We start from the raw sequence: 19,399 nt of genomic DNA, 5'->3' as shown, positions 1-19,399 counted from the left end.
CGCATAACGAACAGAGTTAGTCGTCCTTCGGACAACACATGGTCAAATTCTTGTTGCAGACCTGTCAAACAGACTTCTTCGCTGGCACGCTCACACCCGCACCACCCACCCCCACAACCCCCACGCTTTTCAGCGAAGGAGCCCGCGTGACCCGCCAGCAGTCCTCGCACCGCCGTACCACCGCCCGCGCCGCCGCCCTCATCGCATCGGCCGCCATGGTCGTCGTCGGAGTCCAGACCGGATCCGCCAGCGCCGATGCCCAGCGCGAGGCCGGTGCCACCGCGATCAAGCTGTCCGGCCCCCAGCGTGCCGCCGCCATCCACGAGGCCCAGGGCGAGGCCACCGCCACCGCCGCCGCCATCGGTCTGCCCGCCCAGGAGAAGCTGGTCGCCCGCGACGTCGTCAAGGACGCGGACGGCACCGTGCACACGCGCTACGAGCGCACCTACCAGGGCCTCCCGGTCCTCGGCGGCGACCTCGTCGTGCACCAGAAGAAGACGGGCGCCCGCACGACCACGAAGGCGACCGAGGCCCGCATATCCGTGGCGAGCACCACCGCCGCGGTCACGCCCGCCACCGCGAAGAAGGCCGCCCTGGCCTCCGCCGCGAACACCCAGGAGTCCGCGTCCGGCGCCCGCAAGGTGATCTGGGCGGCCACCGGCAAGCCCGTCCTGGCCTGGGAGACCGTCGTCACGGGCGTCCAGCACGACGGCACCCCGAGCCGACGCACCGTCATCACCGACGCCACCACCGGCAAGGAGCTCTTCTCCGACGAGGCGATCGAGACCGGCGTCGGCAACACGATGTACAGCGGGCAGGTGACGCTCGGCACGGCCCCCTCGTACACGCTGACGGACACCGCGCGCGGCGGCCACAAGACGTACGACCTGAACGGCGGCACGTCGGGCACCGGCAGCCTCTTCACCAACTCCACGGACACGTGGGGCAACGGCCTCGCGAGCAACCGCGCCACGGCGGCGGCGGACGCCCACTACGGCGCGGCCGTGACCTGGGACTTCTACAAGAACGAGCTGGGCCGCAACGGCATCCGCGGAGACGGCGTCGCCGCCTACTCGCGCGTCCACTACGGCAGCGCGTACGTGAACGCCTTCTGGGACGACTCGTGCTTCTGCATGACGTACGGCGACGGCATCGGCAACACCCACCCGCTGACGTCCCTGGACGTGGCCGGCCACGAGATGTCGCACGGCCTGACGTCCTCCACGGCGAACCTCCGCTACAGCGGTGAGTCCGGCGGCCTGAACGAGGCGACCTCCGACATCTTCGGCACGTCGGTCGAGTTCTACGCGAACAACGCGTCGGACAAGGGCGACTACCTCATCGGCGAGAAGATCGACATCAACGGCGACGGCTCGCCGCTCCGTTACATGGACAAGCCCAGCAAGGACGGCGGCTCCGCCGACTACTGGTCGAAGTCGGTCGGCCGCCTCGACGTCCACTACTCGTCGGGCCCGGCGAACCACTTCTTCTACCTGCTGTCCGAGGGCAGCGGCACGAAGACGATCAACGGCGTCACCTACAACTCGCCGACGTCGAACGGCTCCACGGTCACGGGCATCGGCCGCCAGGCGGCGTACAAGATCTGGTACAAGGCCCTGACCACGTACATGACGTCCACGACGAACTACGCGGCCGCCCGCACGGCCACCCTGAACGCCGCCAAGGACCTCTACGGCGCGAGCAGCACCCAGTACAACGCGGTCGCCTCCGCCTGGACGGCGATCAACGTCAAGTAACCCCCCCACCCCGAGGACGCCCGGCCGCCCCACGGCCGCCGGGCGTGCTTTCGGCGTGGCGCACGCCCCCCGGGGGCTTCCTCGGCGCCGCCACCCGACGCGCACGGAACCGGTTTCCCCGAAGCCACGTCTGACGGCCAGGAAAAGGGGGGCGGCGTGATGGCTCAAGGCAGAACCCGTCGTGGTCGCGCGTCGGCTGTTCCGATGCGCGCGCGGCTCGTCGCGGTAGCGCTGATGTCCTTGCTGGCCGCCGGTTGCGGCACACCGAACGATCCGGTCGAGGAACGCTGGCAGTCCAGAACCGCGTCTTCGAGCTGTGGCGAGGTGAGCCTGAAGCAGGGCGAGCAGATGCAGAAAATGGCGGTGCGGGAGATCACCTGCCTCCAGCGAGCCCTCAAGAACGGCGAGGGCGCGGAACTGAAGGTGACCCGTCCTACGGTGGAGGGCGACCCGATTCGCGAGTACTACCACCTGACGCCGCAAGGCAGGCTCGAGCTGTACACCGACAGTACGGACGATCAGTACTCGGCCGAGAAGTGGTCGTTCGCCGAGTGCGACACCCCGGAGTGGTGGACCGAGCTCTCCTGCGACCCACACCCAGCACCAACGACCCACACCGACGCGACGAGGCCGCCTACGGCAACCGGGTAACCACCCGGCACCACCCGCCATGCGGCTCCACTCCGCGACTACGAGTGAGCCGCCCCGACACAGAGACCCCATGCAGGCTCCCCGGGGCCTCCCGCGTCGCGACCCTTGGCTGCGGTGATGCTTCATCACTTACGCCGGCGGCCTGCTCGCCAGAGCGATCCCATGGCACTACCGGGCACTCGCCATCGCCACGGTTCCCACCTGCGCCAACGCCCCAAGATCCGTCCACGCCTCGTCCACGGACCTCGCCACACAGCCGCCCACCCCGGCACGCGCCCGCACACACAACAAGACCCCGCTCTCAGCATTTCCGCTGATCACGGGATCTGTGTGGCACTTCCTGCGAAGTGCCCCCGGCAGGATTCGAACCTGCGCACACGGCTCAGGAGGCCGTGCCCCCTGTCAGCAGAAACAGGCACGGCCTCAAGTCCAGTGCACCGAAGGCGGATCGCCCGGTTCCGATGCCATCCCTCCTGGGCGCGATGCTTCGCGTCCACATCTCGGAATTCGGCACCGCAACCGACGGCCGACTCTTCATGAACGAGCGCGGAGCTGTCCTCGGGACGTCCAGCTACTGGAGGATCTGGCGGGAAGCCCGCTTGCTCGCCCACCTGCCAGGTAGGGCCGATTCTCCTCTTGCCCGTCGGCCGTACGATCTCCGCCACACGTGCATCACGAACTGGCTGAACACAGGCGTCCCCGTCACCGAAGTCGCTCGGCGGGCAGGAAAGTCTACCGAGGTAATTCACCGTCGCAATGAAGGCTGCATTGACGGCCAGGAGGCTTTGGATAACGAGAAGATCAAAATGGCTATGGGATGGCCTCAAGAGCAACGGCAGTTGGTGCGGTCAACCGCGCTTTGATTCTCTGTCAGATAGCTCCTAGATGGTTCCCTGATTCTTCAGGTCGAGTACAAAGAGGGACCATGACACTGCTTTGCGCCGACGGGATTCCCGCATCCATTCCAAAGCCGAAATGGCGCCCGAGATCACGCTCCCCAGAGGAGGTAGCACCGCGTTTCCTGCCATCCCCGCTCCGATGCTGCCGGCAGTGGCAATCTTGCTTCTGCCGGCGAGGAACCTTTCCAGTACATCCCGGGCGTGCTTGTCGGCCAGGCGGCTGACTTCTTTTGCGAGTTCCTGCCCGTCTTTATCGGCCCTGGTGGCTGTCCCCAGGTAATTCCTGAAATCCTGGATATTGCGGTGTGCGCGAAGCTCCTCCAGGCTTTCGTGGTAGCTCCCCTGTGGGCCGAGGTAGGACACGGAACGCACGGGGCTGAGGAAGTCCACGGCCTCTCGTTGCCACCACTGCAACCCTTGGCCGACGAGCGGAGTTGGGCTCGTGGTGACCAGCGCACTGGAAACTGCCGAGTTGCTGACGACATCGATCGAATGAGTGGACGATCCCAGGTTCTCGGAGAGGGCGATGGCGATTCCTGCGTCGATGAAAGAGTTCTCTGCTGCCCAAGGTGATCCGACACCGATGTGCTCGCCATTTATTGTGGTGCCGCGATTGTGGCTGTCTGCCACAAGATCGAAGCGAGCGCCTCGCCGAATTCCTTCGAATGTGCGACCGGCTATTTGAGAGATCTCTGGGAACTCGCGATCCGTAGTTATGGCAAGGGCTTCTTTGAATTGGGTCGCTGCCGTGACGCACCGGGTTGAAAGAATTTCATCATCTTCGATGAAGTTTACGTACGGGAGATTTTGCATGTCCGCGGGGCAGAGGTCTCGTGTGGGAAACCAAATCTCGTCGTAGCACAGCAAGAGGCCGGTAGTGTTCTCAAGGATTGGATTAGGCTGGAATTCTCCGCCCATCCAGGGTACCGGTACGTCGGACGGGTTCGCGTAATCGAATGCGATCGGTCCCGACAGGCCAACCAGCGCTCGTCTCATTCATCCCCCAGGTGATCCGCTGCTCTTGGGGAGCGTACTGGGAGTCGGCCGACCGCGTAGGTCGTATCGGCTGCCGTCCTGGCTTACTCATCCCGGATGCAGCTCACGCGCCACTCACGCGCGACCAGTGGCACACAACGACAAAGGGTCGGACTCAGTGAGAGTGAGTCCGACCCTTCATCTTCGGCACTTCAGCAGGTCAGCGGCTTGCTCGCGCTGTCCGAGCTGGAGTGCCCCCGGCAGGATTCGAACCTGCGCACACGGCTCCGGAGGCCCCGTGTGTCTCGGGTATTGCTGCTGGTCACGGGGCAGTAGAGGCTTTGGCGCGGCCCTGCCGTCCATGGATGGGCCGCGTCCTGTCCTGTAGGACGACGGAGAAGACCTCGATCTAGACGTCTACAGAGGGCTTTGGCGGTTGTGTGACCGTGCCTGCTCGGGCGCGACCGCGCATCTCGATCTAACGGCACAGGGTTACGCCATGTGACGAACCCTTGCCGACGGTGGCGTACCAGAGGATCATCATCTGGGACAGCTATGCACCCAGGGGGGGTATATGGTTCCGGAGTGGGGCGATAGCGGCTTCCTGCCGCCGGGTAGATACAGGCTCGACCCCGAAACTGCCGAGCGACTGCTTGTCGAGGATGAGCGTTTCAGCAGCTCGGAGACTCGCCGGCAGCTCTGGGATGGGCTAGAGACGTATCTGAGTCGCTTCTTCGATCTTGAGGATCGCCATAGGGGTGCCATTGGTGATCAAGGGCTCGTCCATGCCATTTGGCTGGGTGGGAGCTATGTGAGCACAAAGCTGAACCCTCAGAACATCGACCTAACGGTACTGATCGACGAGAGTGTCGTTGCCTCGATGAAGGGGCTGGCGGGCTCAAGGTGGCTGAGTTCGGCGTTCAACCGCAAGGCAAGGCTCGCCGATTTTGGGGTGTCGCCTCTGCGGGTTGGGTATCGACCCGTCGTGTCCGTCTTCCGCGCGGAGCTGCTGGAGCCGGACGATCAGGCGTACCTTCGGGAACGGGGAGCCTGGGACGATTGGTGGCAGCGCTGTCGGCCCAATGGGGTAGACAAGACAGAGCCCACGCTTGAGACAGTGGTGCCACGGCGAGGCTACCTGGAGGTGACGCTATGAGTGCGAGTTGGCGGCGACGTGCCCTCGAGCGCAACCGGGAAGCCAATCGACACTTCTTCGCTGAGCTGGGTGAAGATCACCAGGACAGTGACAGCTATGAAGAGGAGCTGCGGCGGTTCTGGCTAGAGGCGGCGCGTCACTACGATCCGGCCGCAAGTCTCGACGAGGAGCTGACTGTTCGCCTTAAGGGGGAAGCGGCGGACAATGGTGCGCTCGACTTCAGGATCGGCGATGCACTGCTTAAGCCGCTGAGGGACGGTGTTAGCGCTGCAGCCCGAAAGGATATCGAGCTGGAGCTAACTGGTCTTTCGCAGGGCAGCACGGTTCTGCATGTCCGCCCTAAGATTGCAGAGTTTTCCGATCCGGATGAACAGGCGAAGCTGGCGCGTATCGATTCATCCGCCGCCGATCCTGCCATGCGGGACCTGCTGAAGCTTGTAGATGCGGCTGAAAATGAGCAGGATGTTCGCCAGTGGGAAAGAATGGTGCCGGGCCTAGATGGCGTAGTTGAGGCTCTGGATAAGTTTGACCTGGCCATGGAAATGTGCTGGAAAAGCCTTGACGGGACAGTGCGATCCTCCTCCCTTTCTGGGCGAGGGAAGGGCTACGTGCGAAGCCTGCGGAATCTGGATATGCATAGATCTCGAACAGTTGTCGTGGGGCGCATTACGGAGCTCCGCGAATCGGGATTGGTCAAAGTTAAGGCTGGAGTGAGTCGCCGGTCAGCGGCTTATGAGGTGCGCATCGAGCCGGAAAGCTTGATGGGCATGCACTTGGAACTGGGAATGAACGTCTCGTTCGTTGTTCAAGTGGTCAAGAAGAAAGACAAGATTGGGCGCGTACGGTCGACTGAGTACCTCTTTGTGGGGATGGGGGATGGCCAGGCGAGCCTGCTTGATGGATAGGACGGCTGCAGCAGTACGGCCCAGGGCTGCTGCGATGTGAACGTGTGGGGAACAGCCTTGAAAACCGTCGTGGCAGCGATGTCACCGTGGGTTCAAATCCCACACCCACCGCAGGTGGACGGCCTCTGGTCAGGCGCATCGGTCAGGGGCCGTTCTGCCACTCGTTCTCCCCGGGCCCCTGTTGTTCCCCGCAGGTTCCCGTCCGATTGGGCACGCAAGGGGCACGGCAACTGTTGTTCCTGGTGGAGGTCGCTCGCGGCGGGGTAGAGCCAGGGCCAATTCTTGCCTGTGTCCGTGTGAAAGAGGTGGGGGATTAATGGACCGGATGCTGCGGTGGTCCGATGAGCTTTCTAGCTCGGACGTGGAGACAATCGAGCGCTTCCTTGTGCCGAGACTCCGTCAGGTGCAAGACACTCAGCCGCCTGAGTCCGACGAGCATCGGGCCGCAGCGGGCGTGTCCAACCTGCTGTCTGAGGTCGTCCCGATCTTGAGTTCTTACATCCAAGCAATGTCGCTCCCTCCCTTGGGTACGGCAATGGAACGATCTGCAAACGCCGAGCGGCTTAGCAGCGCGATCCTCCTGCATTGGAACTGGCTGGTGTGCATGGCCGAGCCATGGCGGGAGGAGCCTGGATTCGACCACGTCCGTTGGAAGCGTCTGTACATCCGCAACGCAGAGCAGCAAGCCCTGGTCGAAAGATTCAGCCAGTGAAGTGGGTGTTCTCTCGGGCCCGTTCCTAGAAGCCCAGACGCCGAGCCTGCCCTACCTTGCCACCACTCGCCCCCGCTCCCGTCTGCCGTCGACCCACACGCTGTGAAGCGGGCACAGGTCCTGGTACCTAGACGACGCGCTCATCAGCCGCGGTGATGCCGGCACCGACGCGGAGCGACCACACCGACCTCCGCCACATCGCGGCAGCAGCTGCTCCCCGCCCGCCCATTCCCGGTAGTGCGGTCGCCTCACGCTCCCGTCATCCGCGAGGGCGGGGGTACGGCGACTCGCCCTACTCAGGCCCCGCAGTCGGCCGGCCATGCGCAAGGGCCACCTCTCCCTCGCCGCTGGCTGTCTTTGGGCCGCCCGTCTTGGCCGCAGTCGGCAGCGCTCGTGGCTACGCATGCCATGTGACGGTTGCCGTGCCTGAAGGACCGCTTCGGCTGCCCATCAACCCGAGCTGTCAGGCGTGCGGACGGCGGTCGGGCTGGAGCGGGGCGCAGACAGGGTCGCAAGCCCGGGCGGCGGGCCGCGCGCGCCGCGCTGTGCGCGGCGGGTGCCTTGATGAGGTAGAGAAATCTGTAACAGCTCGCTCTGATCCAGGCGGTCTTGTCGGCGTGGCCGCCAGCTGCTGGCATGTGTGTGGGGACGCATGTATGGGGGGCGATCGATGAGCGATCTGACGGTGAATCCGTGGAAGCGGCACGGCAAGGATCGGCTGTACGTGAACCTGCCGAACGGGGCTGCTGTCGCATGGGCTGACCGAGCGACCAAGGTCGTGACGATCAAGGTTCAGAAGTACCAGGATGAAGCGCTGGCCTTACTCCGGAGGCACCTCGGCGATGGCGTCACCGTCGGCTCCTCATTTGCCGGCGCTTCCGCGTCGGACCCTGTGCCTCGCGCTCAACAGTCCCCTCCGACGCCTGAGCGGCGCGCTCCACGGTTGGCGTCCCTCCCACCCCTGGCACCCAGTGAGGACCTGCAGAGGAACCGCCCTGGCGCTCGACTCCTTGGGCTGATCGCTGAGCGGGGCCCTTCAACCGCTCAACGCTTGAAGACCAAGTTGCTGCGACAGTCTTCCGACTGGGACAGCTGGTACACCGGGCTTGACGGGGAGCAGCGGGTCGGTCGAGAGCTGGCACGTCTCTCTCCGCTCGGCTGGCGGGTCCTTCACGGCATTGAGAAGAGCAATGGGGGCGACATCGATCACCTGTTGATCGGTCCTGGCGGCGTGTTCAGCATCAACACCAAGACCCATCCGGGTGCTTCGGTCTGGGTTGGCGACACGATGGCCAAGGTCAACGGCGGGAAACCGCACCCCTATGCAGCCGCGAGCAAGGCTGAGGCCGACTACGTGCGAGGGGTGTTGGGGCGCTACTGCGATTTCGACGTGCCCGTGGAGCCGGTCCTTGTGTTCGTCGGCGTTGAGCGCTTACAGCGGACGGCTACCCAGTACGCCGTCCGCGTCTATCAGGAACGAGAGGTCGCCGCTCTCGGTCCTCTCGCTGGCGCACTCACGCCCGAACAAGTGGAGGCCGTGTACGCCGTCGCTCGTCACCGACGAGCGTGGCTGAGGATGTGACCCTCCTCGTCGCGGAGGAGACGGTTCGTGAAGCGCTCTTGGCAGAGGCGCTGATACGCATGGACCACAACGTTGAGACCTTCGGCACCGCAGCTGACGGGCGGTTGTTCTTCATTGAGAACGGGGGAGTGGTGTCCTCCTCCACCTACTACCGGGCCTGGCAGGAAGCCCGGGAGCTCGCGCTCCCGCCAGCCGTCGTCGCCGTGCCGCTCGCCCGGCGGCCGTACGACCTCCGGCACTCCGCGCTCTCCACGTGGCGCAACGCGGGCGTGGACGCTACCGAGGTTGCCGAGCGCGCCGGCAACAGTGTGGAGGTGCTGCTGACTCAGTACGCGAAGTGCCTCGACGGCCGCCAGGAGGTGGCGAACCGGCGTATCGAAGGGCTGCTGCGCGAGTACGAGTGAGCGCCACCTGACACTCCGATCCACGGCCCTTGGACCTGTCCGGGGGCCTCTTCGACGTTCAGCCGCTGCGATTCCGCACGGACGACGTCTAGAACGGGGCAGTCCACCCCACCGGCCAGTTCGTCGCGTATCCGGGCGGGGGCCAGACATCCGAGCCGTTGTACACGCACCACTGACGGCCGAGCCACTCGCACTCCGGTACGGAGCCTTCCCAGTCGTCGGTGCAGCGGTCGGCCCACTCGCGGCCCACCAGTACCGGCCGGGTCAGCACCCCGCCCGTGGTGTCCTGGACACGCAGGACCAGGCCGAAGTCGGTGATCCCGGGGTTGCCCCGCGGTCCGTACGACACCCTGCGAGCAGGCGAGGAATAGAGGTCCAGAACCGCGTCTTGGAGCACGCTCGGCACGCGGCCGGTCAGTTCCATTCCGTCCAGGGTCACGTGCGGGCCGTGGGCAGCGTCGACAGCCACACAGAAGAGCCGGCCGGTGCCCTCGAAGTACGCGTAGACAGCGGGCACCGCTGGATGGAAGCCGAGTTGGAGGCCGTAGATCTCCGGGTAGAAGGGCTCGGCGGAGAAACGGCTCAGCTCGACGGCTTCCGGAAGAGCGGCTCGGACCTCGCCGGCGGACATGCCGAAGCGCAGCGGACCAATGCTCTCCAGCGGGGTCAGCACCCACACCGGCCGAACCGGCTTCGTCGTGGTCTCCCCGGCTCCCGAACCCACCCGCTGCTTCCCCTCGTTCGTCGGTCCGACCCCCGGCCCTGACCTGCGCCGACGCCGCACGGCCCAGGCCGCGCATAGGCCGCGACCCCCGGCGCACGCCCGCACATACAACAAGACCCCGCTCTCAGCGTTTCCGCTGATCACGGGGTCTGTGTGGCACTTCCTGCGAAGTGCCCCCGGCAGGATTCGAACCTGCGCACACGGCTCCGGAGGCCGTTGCTCTATCCCCTGAGCTACGGGGGCGTCCGCCGCGTTCGGCGGCGACGGGTAGAACCCTACCAGCTCTGCGGGCGTGCCTGTGAACAGGTATTTCCGGGGCGTCACCGGGGGTCGGGTCCCCCGCACGGGTCAGAAGTGGGTAAAACCCGGACGCAGCCGCTAAGGGCGCCCTACTCTCGTTCGTGTGTCAGGCGTGTCCGGTCGGGTGCTCGTTGTCGACGACAACAAGGTGATCCGGCAGTTGATCAGGGTCAATCTCGAACTCGAGGGGTTCGAGGTCGTGACCGCGGCCGATGGTGCCGAGTGTCTGGATGTCGTACATCGGGTCTGTCCTGATGTCGTCACCCTGGACGTCGTCATGCCCCGCTTGGACGGGATCAAGACCGCCGAGCGGCTGCGCGCCGATCCCCGGACCAGTCATCTGCCCGTCGCGATCATCAGTGCCTGCGGCGAGCACGAGGTCGGTGGGGTCTCGTCCGGTGTCGACGCCTTCCTCGCCAAGCCCTTCGAGCCCTCGGAGCTCGTGCGTGTCGTGCGGCAGTTGATGCACCGGGAGCGGCGCGAGCGGCCCGAGTCCGCCGGGCCCGACGGGGGAGAGGAACCCGCCGCAGTCGAGCCCCTCCCGGAGCAGGACCCCCGGCGGGCCGGGAGTGCGCGCGGGTCGCTCGGGTGACCTGAGTTCCGTCCGGTGCCCGCATGGCGAAACCGGTTCGCGTTCCGACCCCCCTCCTCCCCTACGCTTGTCCCGTGACCCCCGCGGACCTCTCCCTCACCGTGCTGCACGCCGTGCGCCGTGCGGTCGACGACGGTGCGCTGCGGGTCGACGTCCCCCCGCGCGTCAAGGTCGAGCGGGCCCGCCCCGGCGGGACGGGGGAGTACGCCAGCAGTGTCGCGCTCACCCTCGCCCGGCCCGCAGGGCGCAGCGCCCTCGACGTCGCCGGGGTCCTGAAGGAGCGGCTCCAGGGAGCCCCCGGGATCCTCGCCGTCGACATCACCGGGCCCGGCTTCCTGAACTTCACCCTCCGCCGTGACGCCGCCGGCGATCTCGTACGGGTGATCGGTGCCGCCGGAGCCTCGTACGGACACGGTTCCGCCCTCGCCGGGACCGTCGTCCGGTTCGCCGACGTGACAGAGTCCCGGGCCCGGGTCGTCACCGATGTCGTCGTCCGGCTGCTGCGAAGCCAGGGGGCCGACGCCGGGTTCGGCGGGGACGAGCGGATCCCCGTGCGCCCCGGGGACCACCTGCCCGGCACCCTCGGCGTCGACGCCGCCCGGTGGAGCCTGCTGCGGGCCGCGCCCCAGGACCGTGCCCTCGACGGACCGCCCCTGCTCGTCCAGCACGAGCGCAACTCCCTCTTCCGGGTCCGGTACGCCCACGCCCGCGTGCGGAGGCTGCTCGTCAACGGCGCGCAGCTCGGCGTCCGGCCCGAGTACGAGACCGAGACCGGGTACGAGGCCGGGTACGAGGCCGCGTACGAGACCGACCTCCACGCCCCCGGGCTTCTCGGCGTCCTCGGCGACCACCCCGTCGTCCTCCTGACCGCCGCCCGCCACCGCGCCCCCGACCGGGTCGCCCGGCACCTCGAAGCCACCGCCGACGCGCTGCTCGCGTTCCAGCACACCGTTCTGCCGCTCGGCGACGAGAAACCCTCGGCCGCCCACCGATCCCGGCTCGCGCTCGCCGAAGCCGCCGGGACGGTGCTCGCCGGTGGCCTCTCCCTGCTCGGCATCAGCGCACCCGACCAGATCTGAAAGACGCAGACCATGAGCCGTTCCGCCCACCCCGCCGGGCCCCGCCACGCCGATGTCCTCCCCGAGGGCCACTACGCGGCCCCGCCCGCCGACCTCAACCGCCTCGACCCCAAGGTCTGGTCCCGGACCGTCGCGCGGGACGAGCGCGGTGTCGCCACCGTCGGCGGGATCGCGGTCGACGCCCTCGCCGAGGAGTTCGGCACGCCCGCCTACTTCCTCGACGAGACCGACTTCCGCGCCCGCTGCCGCGCCTGGGCCGAGGCCTTCGGCAAGGAGGCCGACGTCTTCTACGCCGGGAAGGCCTTCCTCTCCCGCGCCGTCGTGCGCTGGCTCAAGGAGGAGGGGCTGAACCTCGACGTGTGCTCCGGCGGCGAGCTGACCACCGCCCTCTCCGCCGGCATGCCCGCCGAGCGCATCGCCTTCCACGGGAACAACAAGTCCGAGGAGGAGATCCGGACCGCCGTCGAGGCCGGGGTCGGGCGGATCGTGCTCGACTCCTTCCAGGAGATCGTGCGGGTCGCCCACGTCGCCCAGTCCCTCGGGAGGCGCCAGCGCGTGCAGATCCGGGTGACCGTCGGCGTCGAGGCCCACACCCACGAGTTCATCGCCACCGCGCACGAGGACCAGAAGTTCGGCATCGCCCTCGCCGGCGGGCAGGCCGCAGAGGCCGTGCGCCGCGCGCTCAAGCTCGACGGACTCGAGCTCATCGGCATCCACTCGCACATCGGGTCGCAGATCTTCGACATGGCCGGGTTCGAGGTCTCCGCGCGGCGCGTCGTCCAGCTGCTCGCCGACGTGCGCGACGAGCACGGCGTCGAGCTGCCCGAGATCGACCTCGGCGGCGGGCTGGGGATCGCGTACACCTCCGAGGACGACCCGCGCGAGCCGCACGAGATCGCCAAGGCGCTGGGCGAGATCGTCACGCGGGAGTGCGAGGCCGCGGGGCTGCGGACGCCGCGGATCTCCGTGGAGCCGGGGCGGGCCATCGTGGGCCCGACCGCCTTCACCCTCTACCGGGTCGGCACCGTCAAGCCCCTCGAAGGGCTGCGGACGTACGTGAGCGTCGACGGCGGCATGTCGGACAACATCCGGACCGCCCTGTACGACGCCGAGTACAGCGTCAGCCTCGTCTCGCGGACCAGTGACGCCGAGCCGATGCTCTCCCGTGTCGTCGGCAAGCACTGCGAGAGCGGCGACATCGTCGTGCGGGACGCCTTCCTGCCCTCGGACCTGGCGCCCGGCGACCTGATCGCCGTCCCGGCCACCGGCGCGTACTGCCGCTCCATGGCCAGCAACTACAACCACGCGCTCCGGCCGCCGGTCGTCGCCGTCCGCGACGGCGAGGCGCGGGTCATCGTGCGGCGCGAGACGGAGGAAGATCTCCTGCGTCTCGACGTGGGCTGATGAAATAGTCGCGTGGTGAAATAGTCGAGTGATGAAATCGATGTCTCAGGATCCGGACGTGGGGCGGAATCCCTCGTCCGGTGAGTGAGACTGGTTCTCCGTAGAGATACGAACCGTAGAGATACGAAGCAGGACGAGAAACGAGGTCGGATGATGCGTACGCGTCCGCTGAAGGTGGCGCTGCTGGGCTGTGGAGTGGTCGGCTCAGAGGTGGCGCGCATCATGACGACGCACGCCGACGACCTCGCCGCGCGCATCGGCGCGCCGGTCGAGCTCGCCGGCGTGGCCGTCCGCCGGCCCGACAAGGTCCGCGGGGGCGTCCCCGCGGAGCTGATCACCACCGACGCGACCGCCCTGGTCAAACGCGGGGACATCGACGTCGTCGTCGAGGTCATCGGCGGCATCGAGCCCGCCCGCACCCTCATCACCACCGCGTTCGAGCACGGCGCCTCCGTCGTCTCGGCGAACAAGGCGCTGCTCGCCCAGGACGGCGCCGGCCTCTACGCCGCCGCCCAGCGGCACGGGCAGGACCTCTACTACGAGGCCGCCGTCGCCGGGGCCATCCCCCTCATCCGGCCGCTGCGCGAGTCCCTCGCCGGCGACAAGATCAACCGGGTGATGGGCATCGTCAACGGCACGACGAACTTCATCCTCGACAAGATGGACACCTCCGGCGCCGGATACTCCGAGGCGCTCGACGAGGCCACCGCGCTCGGGTACGCCGAGGCCGACCCGACCGCCGACGTCGAGGGCTTCGACGCCGCCGCCAAGGCCGCCATCCTCGCCGGGATCGCCTTCCACACGCGCGTGCGTCTGGACGACGTCTACCGCGAGGGCATGACCGAGGTCACCGCGGCCGACTTCGCCTCCGCCAAGCAGATGGGCTGCACCATCAAGCTGCTCGCCATCTGCGAGCGGGCCGCCGACGGCGCGTCCGTCACCGCGCGCGTGCACCCGGCGATGATCCCGCTCAGCCACCCGCTGGCGTCCGTCCGCGAGGCGTACAACGCGGTCTTCGTCGAGGCCGACGCCGCCGGGCAGCTCATGTTCTACGGTCCCGGGGCGGGCGGCTCGCCGACCGCCTCCGCCGTACTCGGCGACATCGTCGCCGTCTGCCGCAACCGTCTCAACGAGGCGACGGGCCCCGGCGAGTCCGCGTACACCCAGCTGCCCGTGAGCTCCATGGGCGAGGTCGTCACGCGGTACCACATCAGTCTCGACGTGGCCGACAAGCCGGGCGTCCTCGCCCAGGTCGCGACGGTCTTCGCCGAGCACGGCGTATCCATCGATACGGTGCGCCAGAAGGGCAAGGACGGCGAGGCCTCCCTCGTCGTCGTCACCCACCGCGCGCCCGACGCCGCCCTTTCGGGGACCGTCGAGGCGCTGCGCAAGCTCGACACCGTGCGCGGTGTCGCCAGCATCATGCGTGTTGAAGGGGAGTAAGGACCCATGACCCACAAGGGCACCCACCAGTGGCGCGGCATCATCGAGGAGTACCGGGACCGCCTTCCGGTCACGGACACGACGCCGGTCGTCACGCTCCGTGAGGGCGGCACGCCGCTCGTCCCCGCTCAGGTCCTCTCCGAGCGCACGGGCTGCGAGGTGCACCTCAAGGTCGAGGGCGCCAACCCCACCGGCTCCTTCAAGGACCGGGGCATGACCATGGCCATCACCAGGGCCAAGGAGGAGGGCGCGCAGGCCGTCATCTGCGCCTCCACCGGCAACACCTCCGCCTCGGCCGCGGCCTACGCGGTCCGCGCCGGCATGGTCTCGGCCGTCCTCGTGCCGCAGGGCAAGATCGCGCTCGGCAAGATGGGCCAGGCGCTCGTGCACGGCGCGAAGATCCTCCAGGTCGACGGCAACTTCGACGACTGCCTGACGCTGGCCCGCAGCCTCTCCGAGAACTACCCGGTGGCGCTGGTCAATTCGGTCAACCCGGTCCGCATCGAGGGCCAGAAGACCGCCGCGTTCGAGATCGTGGACATGCTGGGCGACGCCCCCGACATCCACGTGCTGCCCGTGGGCAACGCCGGCAACATCACGGCGTACTGGAAGGGGTACCGCGAGTACGCCGCCGACGGTCTCGCCACGCACCGTCCGCGCATGTGGGGCTTCCAGGCCTCCGGCTCCGCCCCGCTCGTGCGCGGCGAGGTCGTCAAGGACCCGTCGACGATCGCCACCGCGATCCGCATCGGCAACCCGGCCTCGTGGGACTACGCGATCGCCGCGCGCGACGAGTCGGGCGGCTTCATCGACGAGGTGACGGACCGTGAGATCCTGCAGGCGTACCGCCTGTTGGCCGCTCAGGAGGGCGTCTTTGTCGAGCCCGCGTCGGCCGCCTCGGTCGCCGGTCTGCTGAAGGCCGCCGCGCAGGGCAAGGTCGACCCCGGCCAGCGGATCGTCTGCACCGTCACCGGCAACGGCCTCAAGGACCCCGACTGGGCCGTCGCCGGCGCGCCGCAGCCGGTGACCGTTCCGGTCGACGCCGCGGCCGCCGCCGAGCGCCTCGGTCTGGCCTGATCCGACCCCCTCAACCGGGGGAGCAGTACTGATCGAAACCCGATCAGGAACGTACATAGGCGCACAGGTTGGCGCGCGACACGCATCGTGCGCCTCCTGTGCGCCCTATGTCGCCACAGAACCTTCCTTCGATAGGCTGTACCGAACCCGCCCCGACGCATATGCGCGGTGTCGTTGCCGTTGTCGCCCCCGTGGCCGAAACGGCCCCCGGGTCTCCGAGTACTTCTCTTGAAATACCCGTTGTCGCAATCAAGGAGAGTCATCGAGCGATGGCCGGTCCCGCGTTCCGCGCCGCCGCCGTACGGGTGCGCGTCCCCGCCACCAGCGCCAACCTCGGCCCGGGCTTCGACGCCTTCGGCCTGTCGCTGGGGCTCTACGACGACGTCGTCGTCCGGGTCGCCGACTCCGGGCTGCACGTCGACATCGCCGGCGAGGGCGCCGAGACGCTCCCGCGCGACGAGAGCCACCTGCTCGTACGCTCCCTGCGCACGGCCTTCGACCTGCTCGGCGGACAGCCGCGCGGCCTGGAGGTCGTCTGCGCCAACCGCATCCCGCACGGCCGCGGCCTCGGCTCCTCCTCCGCCGCCATCTGCGCCGGCATCGTCGCCGCCCGCGCCGTGACCATAGGCGGGGACGCCCGGCTCGACGAGGCCGCCCTCCTGGAGCTGGCCACCGAGATCGAGGGCCACCCCGACAACGTCGCCGCCTGCCTCCTCGGCGGCTTCACGCTCGCCTGGACCGAGTCCGGCGCCGCGCGGGCGATCAGGATGGATCCCTCGGATTCCATCGTTCCGGTGGTTTTCGTCCCCGGGAAGCCGGTCCTGACCGAGACCGCCCGCGGACTCCTGCCGCGCACCGTCCCGCACGTGGACGCCGCCGCCAACGCCGGACGCGCCGCCCTCCTCGTCGAGGCCCTGACCCGCCGCCCCGAGCTGCTGCTCCCGGCGACCGAGGACCGGCTGCACCAGGAGTACCGCGCCCCCGCGATGCCGGAGAGCGTCGCCCTGGTGAACCGGCTGCGCGCGGACGGCGTCCCCGCGGTCATCTCCGGCGCGGGCCCCACGGTCCTCGCGCTGGCCGAACCCGGGACGGCCGACAAGGTCGCCCGCCTCGCGGGCGAGGGATGGGCCGCGAACCGGCTCGACCTCGACGCGTCCGGAGCGAGCGTCCTGCCGCTGGCGCCCTAGGCGCGTGGCGGCCGGACGCCGGGCAGCGTCCGGACTGGAGATTGCCGGTGAGGGAGAGGGGGAATGTTTGTTGGAGCCGGTAGTGTTAACCTCAAGTCAGCACCCGGCGCCTTTGTGGCGCGGTGCTGAGTGTCCCCATCAGGGACCACCGATTCTTCCGGGAGCCTCCCCAACTGCCTGAGCAGCCTGCCTGAGCAGTTTCGAGCACGCTCCGGAACCGGCACGACACCCCTCGCTCTTCTTTCTCGCGAGGGCCGAGCAGGGGGCGCTCGGGCCGGACCCCAGCACGTTTTCTCTCCGCCGTACCCGGCGGGACCACCGCCCCGGACACGGTCCACCCAACACGGGACCGCTGCCGGACAGCACAACCGGTCGCCGAGCCAGATGGCCGACGTCCGCTCCAGGGAAGGACCCTTCGTGAGCGACACCACCGATCTGATGGGCGTGACTGCCGACAACAGTGTCGACAACGCCGCGCCCGCCGCAGGTGCCACCGGCACCGCACGGCGCCGCCGCTCCGGCACCGGCCTCGAGGGCATGGTCCTGGCCGAGCTGCAGCAGGTCGCGTCCGGCCTCGGCATCAGGGGCACCGCGCGGATGCGCAAGAGCCAGCTGATCGAGGTCATCAAGGAGGCGCAGGCCGGTGGCGGCTCCGCCGCCCCCGCCAAGACCGCCGACGCCGCCGACGCCAAGCCGAAGCGCCGCGCCACCTCCAAGGCCCGTACGGGCGAGACCGCCGAGGCCGCCGCGCCGAAGGCGGAGAAGGCCGAGAAGGCCGTCGCCCAGCAGCAGATCGACATCCCGGGCCAGCCGGCCTCCGACGACGCCCCGGCCGGCGAGCGCCGCCGCCGTCGCGCCACCGCCCCCGCCGGTTCCCCGGAGGGCGAGGCCAAGGCCGAGGCCGCGCAGGTCGTGAAGACCGAGACCCGCGAGGTCAAGGCGGAGCCGCAGGCCGACGCCAAGGCCGAGGCCGCCGTCGACGGCGCCGAGGGCCGCGGCCGCCGTGACCGCGGCGAGCGGGGCGAGCGCGGGGAGCGCGGCGAGCGCCGTGACCGCCGTGACCGTCAGCGCGACCGCAAGGGCGACGAGCAGCAGGGCGGTGGCCAGGGCGGCCAGCGCCAGCGCCAGGGCGGCCAGGGCCAGGGCCAGGGCGGCCAGGGCCAGCAGGGCGGGCAGCAGGGTGGCCAGCAGGCCGGTCCGCAGGACGACTACGACGACGAGGCGGGCGGCCGTCGCGGCCGTCGCGGACGCTACCGCGACCGCCGCGGCCGTCGTGGCCGCGACGACTTCCAGGCCGGCGAGCCGCAGGTGGCCGACGACGACGTCCTGATCCCCGTCGCGGGCATCCTGGACATCCTCGACAACTACGCGTTCATCCGGACCTCCGGCTACCTGCCCGGCCCGAACGACGTGTACGTCTCCCTCGCCCAGGTCCGCAAGAACGGCCTGCGCAAGGGTGACCACGTCACCGGCGCCGTGCGTCAGCCGAAGGAGGGCGAGCGCCGCGAGAAGTTCAACGCGCTGGTCCGCCTGGACTCCGCGAACGGCATGGCCGCCGACTCCGGCCGCGGCCGCCCGGAGTTCAACAAGCTGACCCCGCTCTACCCGCAGGACCGCCTCCGTCTGGAGACGGACCCGGGCGTGCTGACCACCCGCATCATCGACCTCGTGTCGCCGATCGGCAAGGGCCAGCGCGGTCTGATCGTGGCCCCGCCGAAGACCGGCAAGACCATGATCATGCAGGCGATCGCCAACGCGATCACGCACAACAACCCCGAGTGCCACCTGATGGTCGTCCTGGTCGACGAGCGTCCGGAAGAGGTCACCGACATGCAGCGGTCGGTCAAGGGCGAGGTCATCTCCTCGACCTTCGACCGTCCGGCCGAGGACCACACCACCGTCGCCGAGCTGGCCATCGAGCGCGCCAAGCGTCTCGTGGAGCTGGGTCACGACGTGGTCGTCCTGCTCGACTCGATCACCCGCCTGGGCCGCGCGTACAACCTCGCGGCGCCGGCCTCCGGCCGCATCCTGTCCGGTGGTGTCGACTCGACCGCGCTCTACCCGCCGAAGCGCTTCTTCGGTGCCGCGCGCAACATCGAGGACGGCGGCTCGCTGACCATCCTCGCGACCGCGCTCGTGGACACCGGCTCCCGCATGGACGAGGTGATCTTCGAGGAGTTCAAGGGCACCGGCAACATGGAGCTCAAGCTCGACCGGAAGCTCGCCGACAAGCGCATCTTCCCGGCCGTCGACGTCGACGCCTCGGGCACGCGCAAGGAGGAGATCCTCCTCGGCAGCGACGAGCTCGCCGTCACCTGGAAGCTGCGTCGCGTGCTCCACGCGCTCGACCAGCAGCAGGCGATCGAGCTGCTGCTCGACAAGATGAAGCAGACCAAGTCGAACGGCGAGTTCCTGCTCCAGATCCAGAAGACCACGCCGGGAGCCAGCAACAACGACTGACGCGAGAGCTGCGTCACACGACGAGAGCCGGACCCCGGTCCCGTAACCCCGTCGTGACCTGCGTGAACCACTGCGCCCACCGTGCCCCGCAC

Annotated in this window: 15 protein-coding genes, 2 tRNA genes and 1 pseudogene; 14 read left to right on the top strand and 4 right to left on the bottom strand. The window is 68.4% G+C overall.

Annotation, left to right across the window (positions count from 1 at the left end):
* The first annotated feature begins 146 nt into the window (after window positions 1-146).
* Window positions 147-1,757, top strand: a complete 1,611-nt coding sequence (locus ACFV2S_RS18175; protein ID WP_385559666.1) for a M4 family metallopeptidase — start codon at window positions 147-149, stop codon at window positions 1,755-1,757.
* Window positions 1,758-1,961: 204 nt separating this feature from the next.
* Entirely contained in the window at window positions 1,962-2,408 is a 447-nt protein-coding gene (locus ACFV2S_RS18170; protein ID WP_385559663.1) for a hypothetical protein, read from the top strand.
* Window positions 2,409-2,756: 348 nt separating this feature from the next.
* Here the strand turns inward: ACFV2S_RS18170 and ACFV2S_RS18165 are convergent.
* Both ACFV2S_RS18165 and ACFV2S_RS18160 read right to left on the bottom strand, forming a co-directional pair.
* Window positions 2,757-2,830 (bottom strand) — tRNA-Arg (locus ACFV2S_RS18165).
* 459 nt (window positions 2,831-3,289) lie between these two features.
* Entirely contained in the window at window positions 3,290-4,303 is a 1,014-nt protein-coding gene (locus tag ACFV2S_RS18160) for a hypothetical protein (RefSeq protein WP_385559660.1), read from the bottom strand.
* 553 nt (window positions 4,304-4,856) lie between these two features.
* Here ACFV2S_RS18160 and ACFV2S_RS18155 point away from each other — a divergent pair.
* From ACFV2S_RS18155 to ACFV2S_RS18135, 5 genes and pseudogenes are all read left to right on the top strand, one after another.
* Window positions 4,857-5,438 (top strand): DUF6932 family protein, encoded by a 582-nt coding sequence (locus tag ACFV2S_RS18155; protein WP_385559656.1) that lies wholly within the window; start codon window positions 4,857-4,859, stop codon window positions 5,436-5,438.
* Entirely contained in the window at window positions 5,435-6,343 is a 909-nt protein-coding gene (locus ACFV2S_RS18150) for a hypothetical protein (RefSeq protein ID WP_385559653.1), read from the top strand. The genes ACFV2S_RS18155 and ACFV2S_RS18150 overlap by 4 nt, the downstream gene beginning before the upstream one ends.
* 316 nt (window positions 6,344-6,659) lie before the next feature.
* On the top strand, window positions 6,660-7,055 hold the full coding sequence (locus ACFV2S_RS18145; RefSeq protein ID WP_385559650.1) for a hypothetical protein: 396 nt from the start codon (window positions 6,660-6,662) through the stop codon (window positions 7,053-7,055).
* Window positions 7,056-7,725: 670 nt separating this feature from the next.
* A complete protein-coding gene (locus ACFV2S_RS18140) occupies window positions 7,726-8,637 on the top strand; it encodes a nuclease-related domain-containing protein (RefSeq protein WP_385559647.1) in 912 nt (303 codons plus the stop codon).
* Window positions 8,638-8,708: 71 nt separating this feature from the next.
* Window positions 8,709-9,041 (top strand): annotated as a pseudogene (locus ACFV2S_RS18135) (site-specific integrase); the annotation flags it as partial.
* An 88-nt stretch (window positions 9,042-9,129) separates the two neighbouring features.
* On the opposite strand, the gene ACFV2S_RS18130 reads toward ACFV2S_RS18135, so the two are convergent.
* Complete coding sequence (locus ACFV2S_RS18130; protein ID WP_385559644.1) at window positions 9,130-9,765, bottom strand: hypothetical protein; 636 nt, start codon at window positions 9,763-9,765, stop codon at window positions 9,130-9,132.
* 171 nt (window positions 9,766-9,936) lie between these two features.
* Window positions 9,937-10,008: transfer RNA gene (locus ACFV2S_RS18125), tRNA-Arg, on the bottom strand.
* A 160-nt stretch (window positions 10,009-10,168) separates the two neighbouring features.
* Here ACFV2S_RS18125 and ACFV2S_RS18120 point away from each other — a divergent pair.
* From ACFV2S_RS18120 to rho, 7 genes are all read left to right on the top strand, one after another.
* The gene (locus tag ACFV2S_RS18120) at window positions 10,169-10,657 is read left to right on the top strand and encodes a response regulator (protein WP_383789854.1); all 489 of its coding nucleotides are present in this window, start codon (window positions 10,169-10,171) and stop codon (window positions 10,655-10,657) included.
* A 74-nt stretch (window positions 10,658-10,731) separates the two neighbouring features.
* The gene (gene nrtL / locus ACFV2S_RS18115) at window positions 10,732-11,736 is read left to right on the top strand and encodes an ArgS-related anticodon-binding protein NrtL (RefSeq protein WP_385559641.1); all 1,005 of its coding nucleotides are present in this window, start codon (window positions 10,732-10,734) and stop codon (window positions 11,734-11,736) included.
* A gap of 12 nt (window positions 11,737-11,748) precedes the next feature.
* Complete coding sequence (lysA, locus tag ACFV2S_RS18110; RefSeq protein WP_385559638.1) at window positions 11,749-13,140, top strand: diaminopimelate decarboxylase; 1,392 nt, start codon at window positions 11,749-11,751, stop codon at window positions 13,138-13,140.
* A gap of 150 nt (window positions 13,141-13,290) precedes the next feature.
* Window positions 13,291-14,583, top strand: a complete 1,293-nt coding sequence (locus ACFV2S_RS18105) for a homoserine dehydrogenase (RefSeq protein ID WP_385559635.1) — start codon at window positions 13,291-13,293, stop codon at window positions 14,581-14,583.
* Window positions 14,584-14,589: 6 nt separating this feature from the next.
* Window positions 14,590-15,660, top strand: a complete 1,071-nt coding sequence (gene thrC, locus ACFV2S_RS18100; RefSeq protein WP_383789864.1) for a threonine synthase — start codon at window positions 14,590-14,592, stop codon at window positions 15,658-15,660.
* A gap of 269 nt (window positions 15,661-15,929) precedes the next feature.
* A complete protein-coding gene (thrB, locus tag ACFV2S_RS18095; RefSeq protein WP_385559631.1) occupies window positions 15,930-16,847 on the top strand; it encodes a homoserine kinase in 918 nt (305 codons plus the stop codon).
* A gap of 417 nt (window positions 16,848-17,264) precedes the next feature.
* Window positions 17,265-19,307, top strand: coding sequence for a transcription termination factor Rho (gene rho, locus ACFV2S_RS18090; RefSeq protein ID WP_385559628.1), 2,043 nt, complete (start codon window positions 17,265-17,267; stop codon window positions 19,305-19,307).
* Window positions 19,308-19,399: the final 92 nt, after the last annotated feature.

The organism is Streptomyces sp. NPDC059695, from assembly GCF_042733785.1.
In the GTDB taxonomy this organism is placed as follows: Bacteria; Actinomycetota; Actinomycetes; order Streptomycetales; family Streptomycetaceae; genus Streptomyces.
This window is presented reverse-complemented; position numbering and strand designations above follow the sequence as displayed.

Bases quoted from the DNA above. Each gene is read 5' to 3' on its own strand.
- ACFV2S_RS18155 (WP_385559656.1), top strand. From the start codon at position 4,857: ATGGTTCCGGAGTGGGGCGATAGCGGCTTCCTGCCGCCGGGTAGATAC.
- ACFV2S_RS18145 (WP_385559650.1), top strand. From the start codon at position 6,660: ATGGACCGGATGCTGCGGTGGTCCGATGAGCTTTCTAGCTCGGACGTG.
- ACFV2S_RS18150 (WP_385559653.1), top strand. From the start codon at position 5,435: ATGAGTGCGAGTTGGCGGCGACGTGCCCTCGAGCGCAACCGGGAAGCC.
- ACFV2S_RS18160 (WP_385559660.1), bottom strand. From the start codon at position 4,303: ATGAGACGAGCGCTGGTTGGCCTGTCGGGACCGATCGCATTCGATTAC.
- lysA (WP_385559638.1), top strand. From the start codon at position 11,749: ATGAGCCGTTCCGCCCACCCCGCCGGGCCCCGCCACGCCGATGTCCTC.
- ACFV2S_RS18140 (WP_385559647.1), top strand. From the start codon at position 7,726: ATGAGCGATCTGACGGTGAATCCGTGGAAGCGGCACGGCAAGGATCGG.
- thrB (WP_385559631.1), top strand. From the start codon at position 15,930: ATGGCCGGTCCCGCGTTCCGCGCCGCCGCCGTACGGGTGCGCGTCCCC.
- ACFV2S_RS18105 (WP_385559635.1), top strand. From the start codon at position 13,291: ATGATGCGTACGCGTCCGCTGAAGGTGGCGCTGCTGGGCTGTGGAGTG.
- thrC (WP_383789864.1), top strand. From the start codon at position 14,590: ATGACCCACAAGGGCACCCACCAGTGGCGCGGCATCATCGAGGAGTAC.
- ACFV2S_RS18170 (WP_385559663.1), top strand. From the start codon at position 1,962: ATGCGCGCGCGGCTCGTCGCGGTAGCGCTGATGTCCTTGCTGGCCGCC.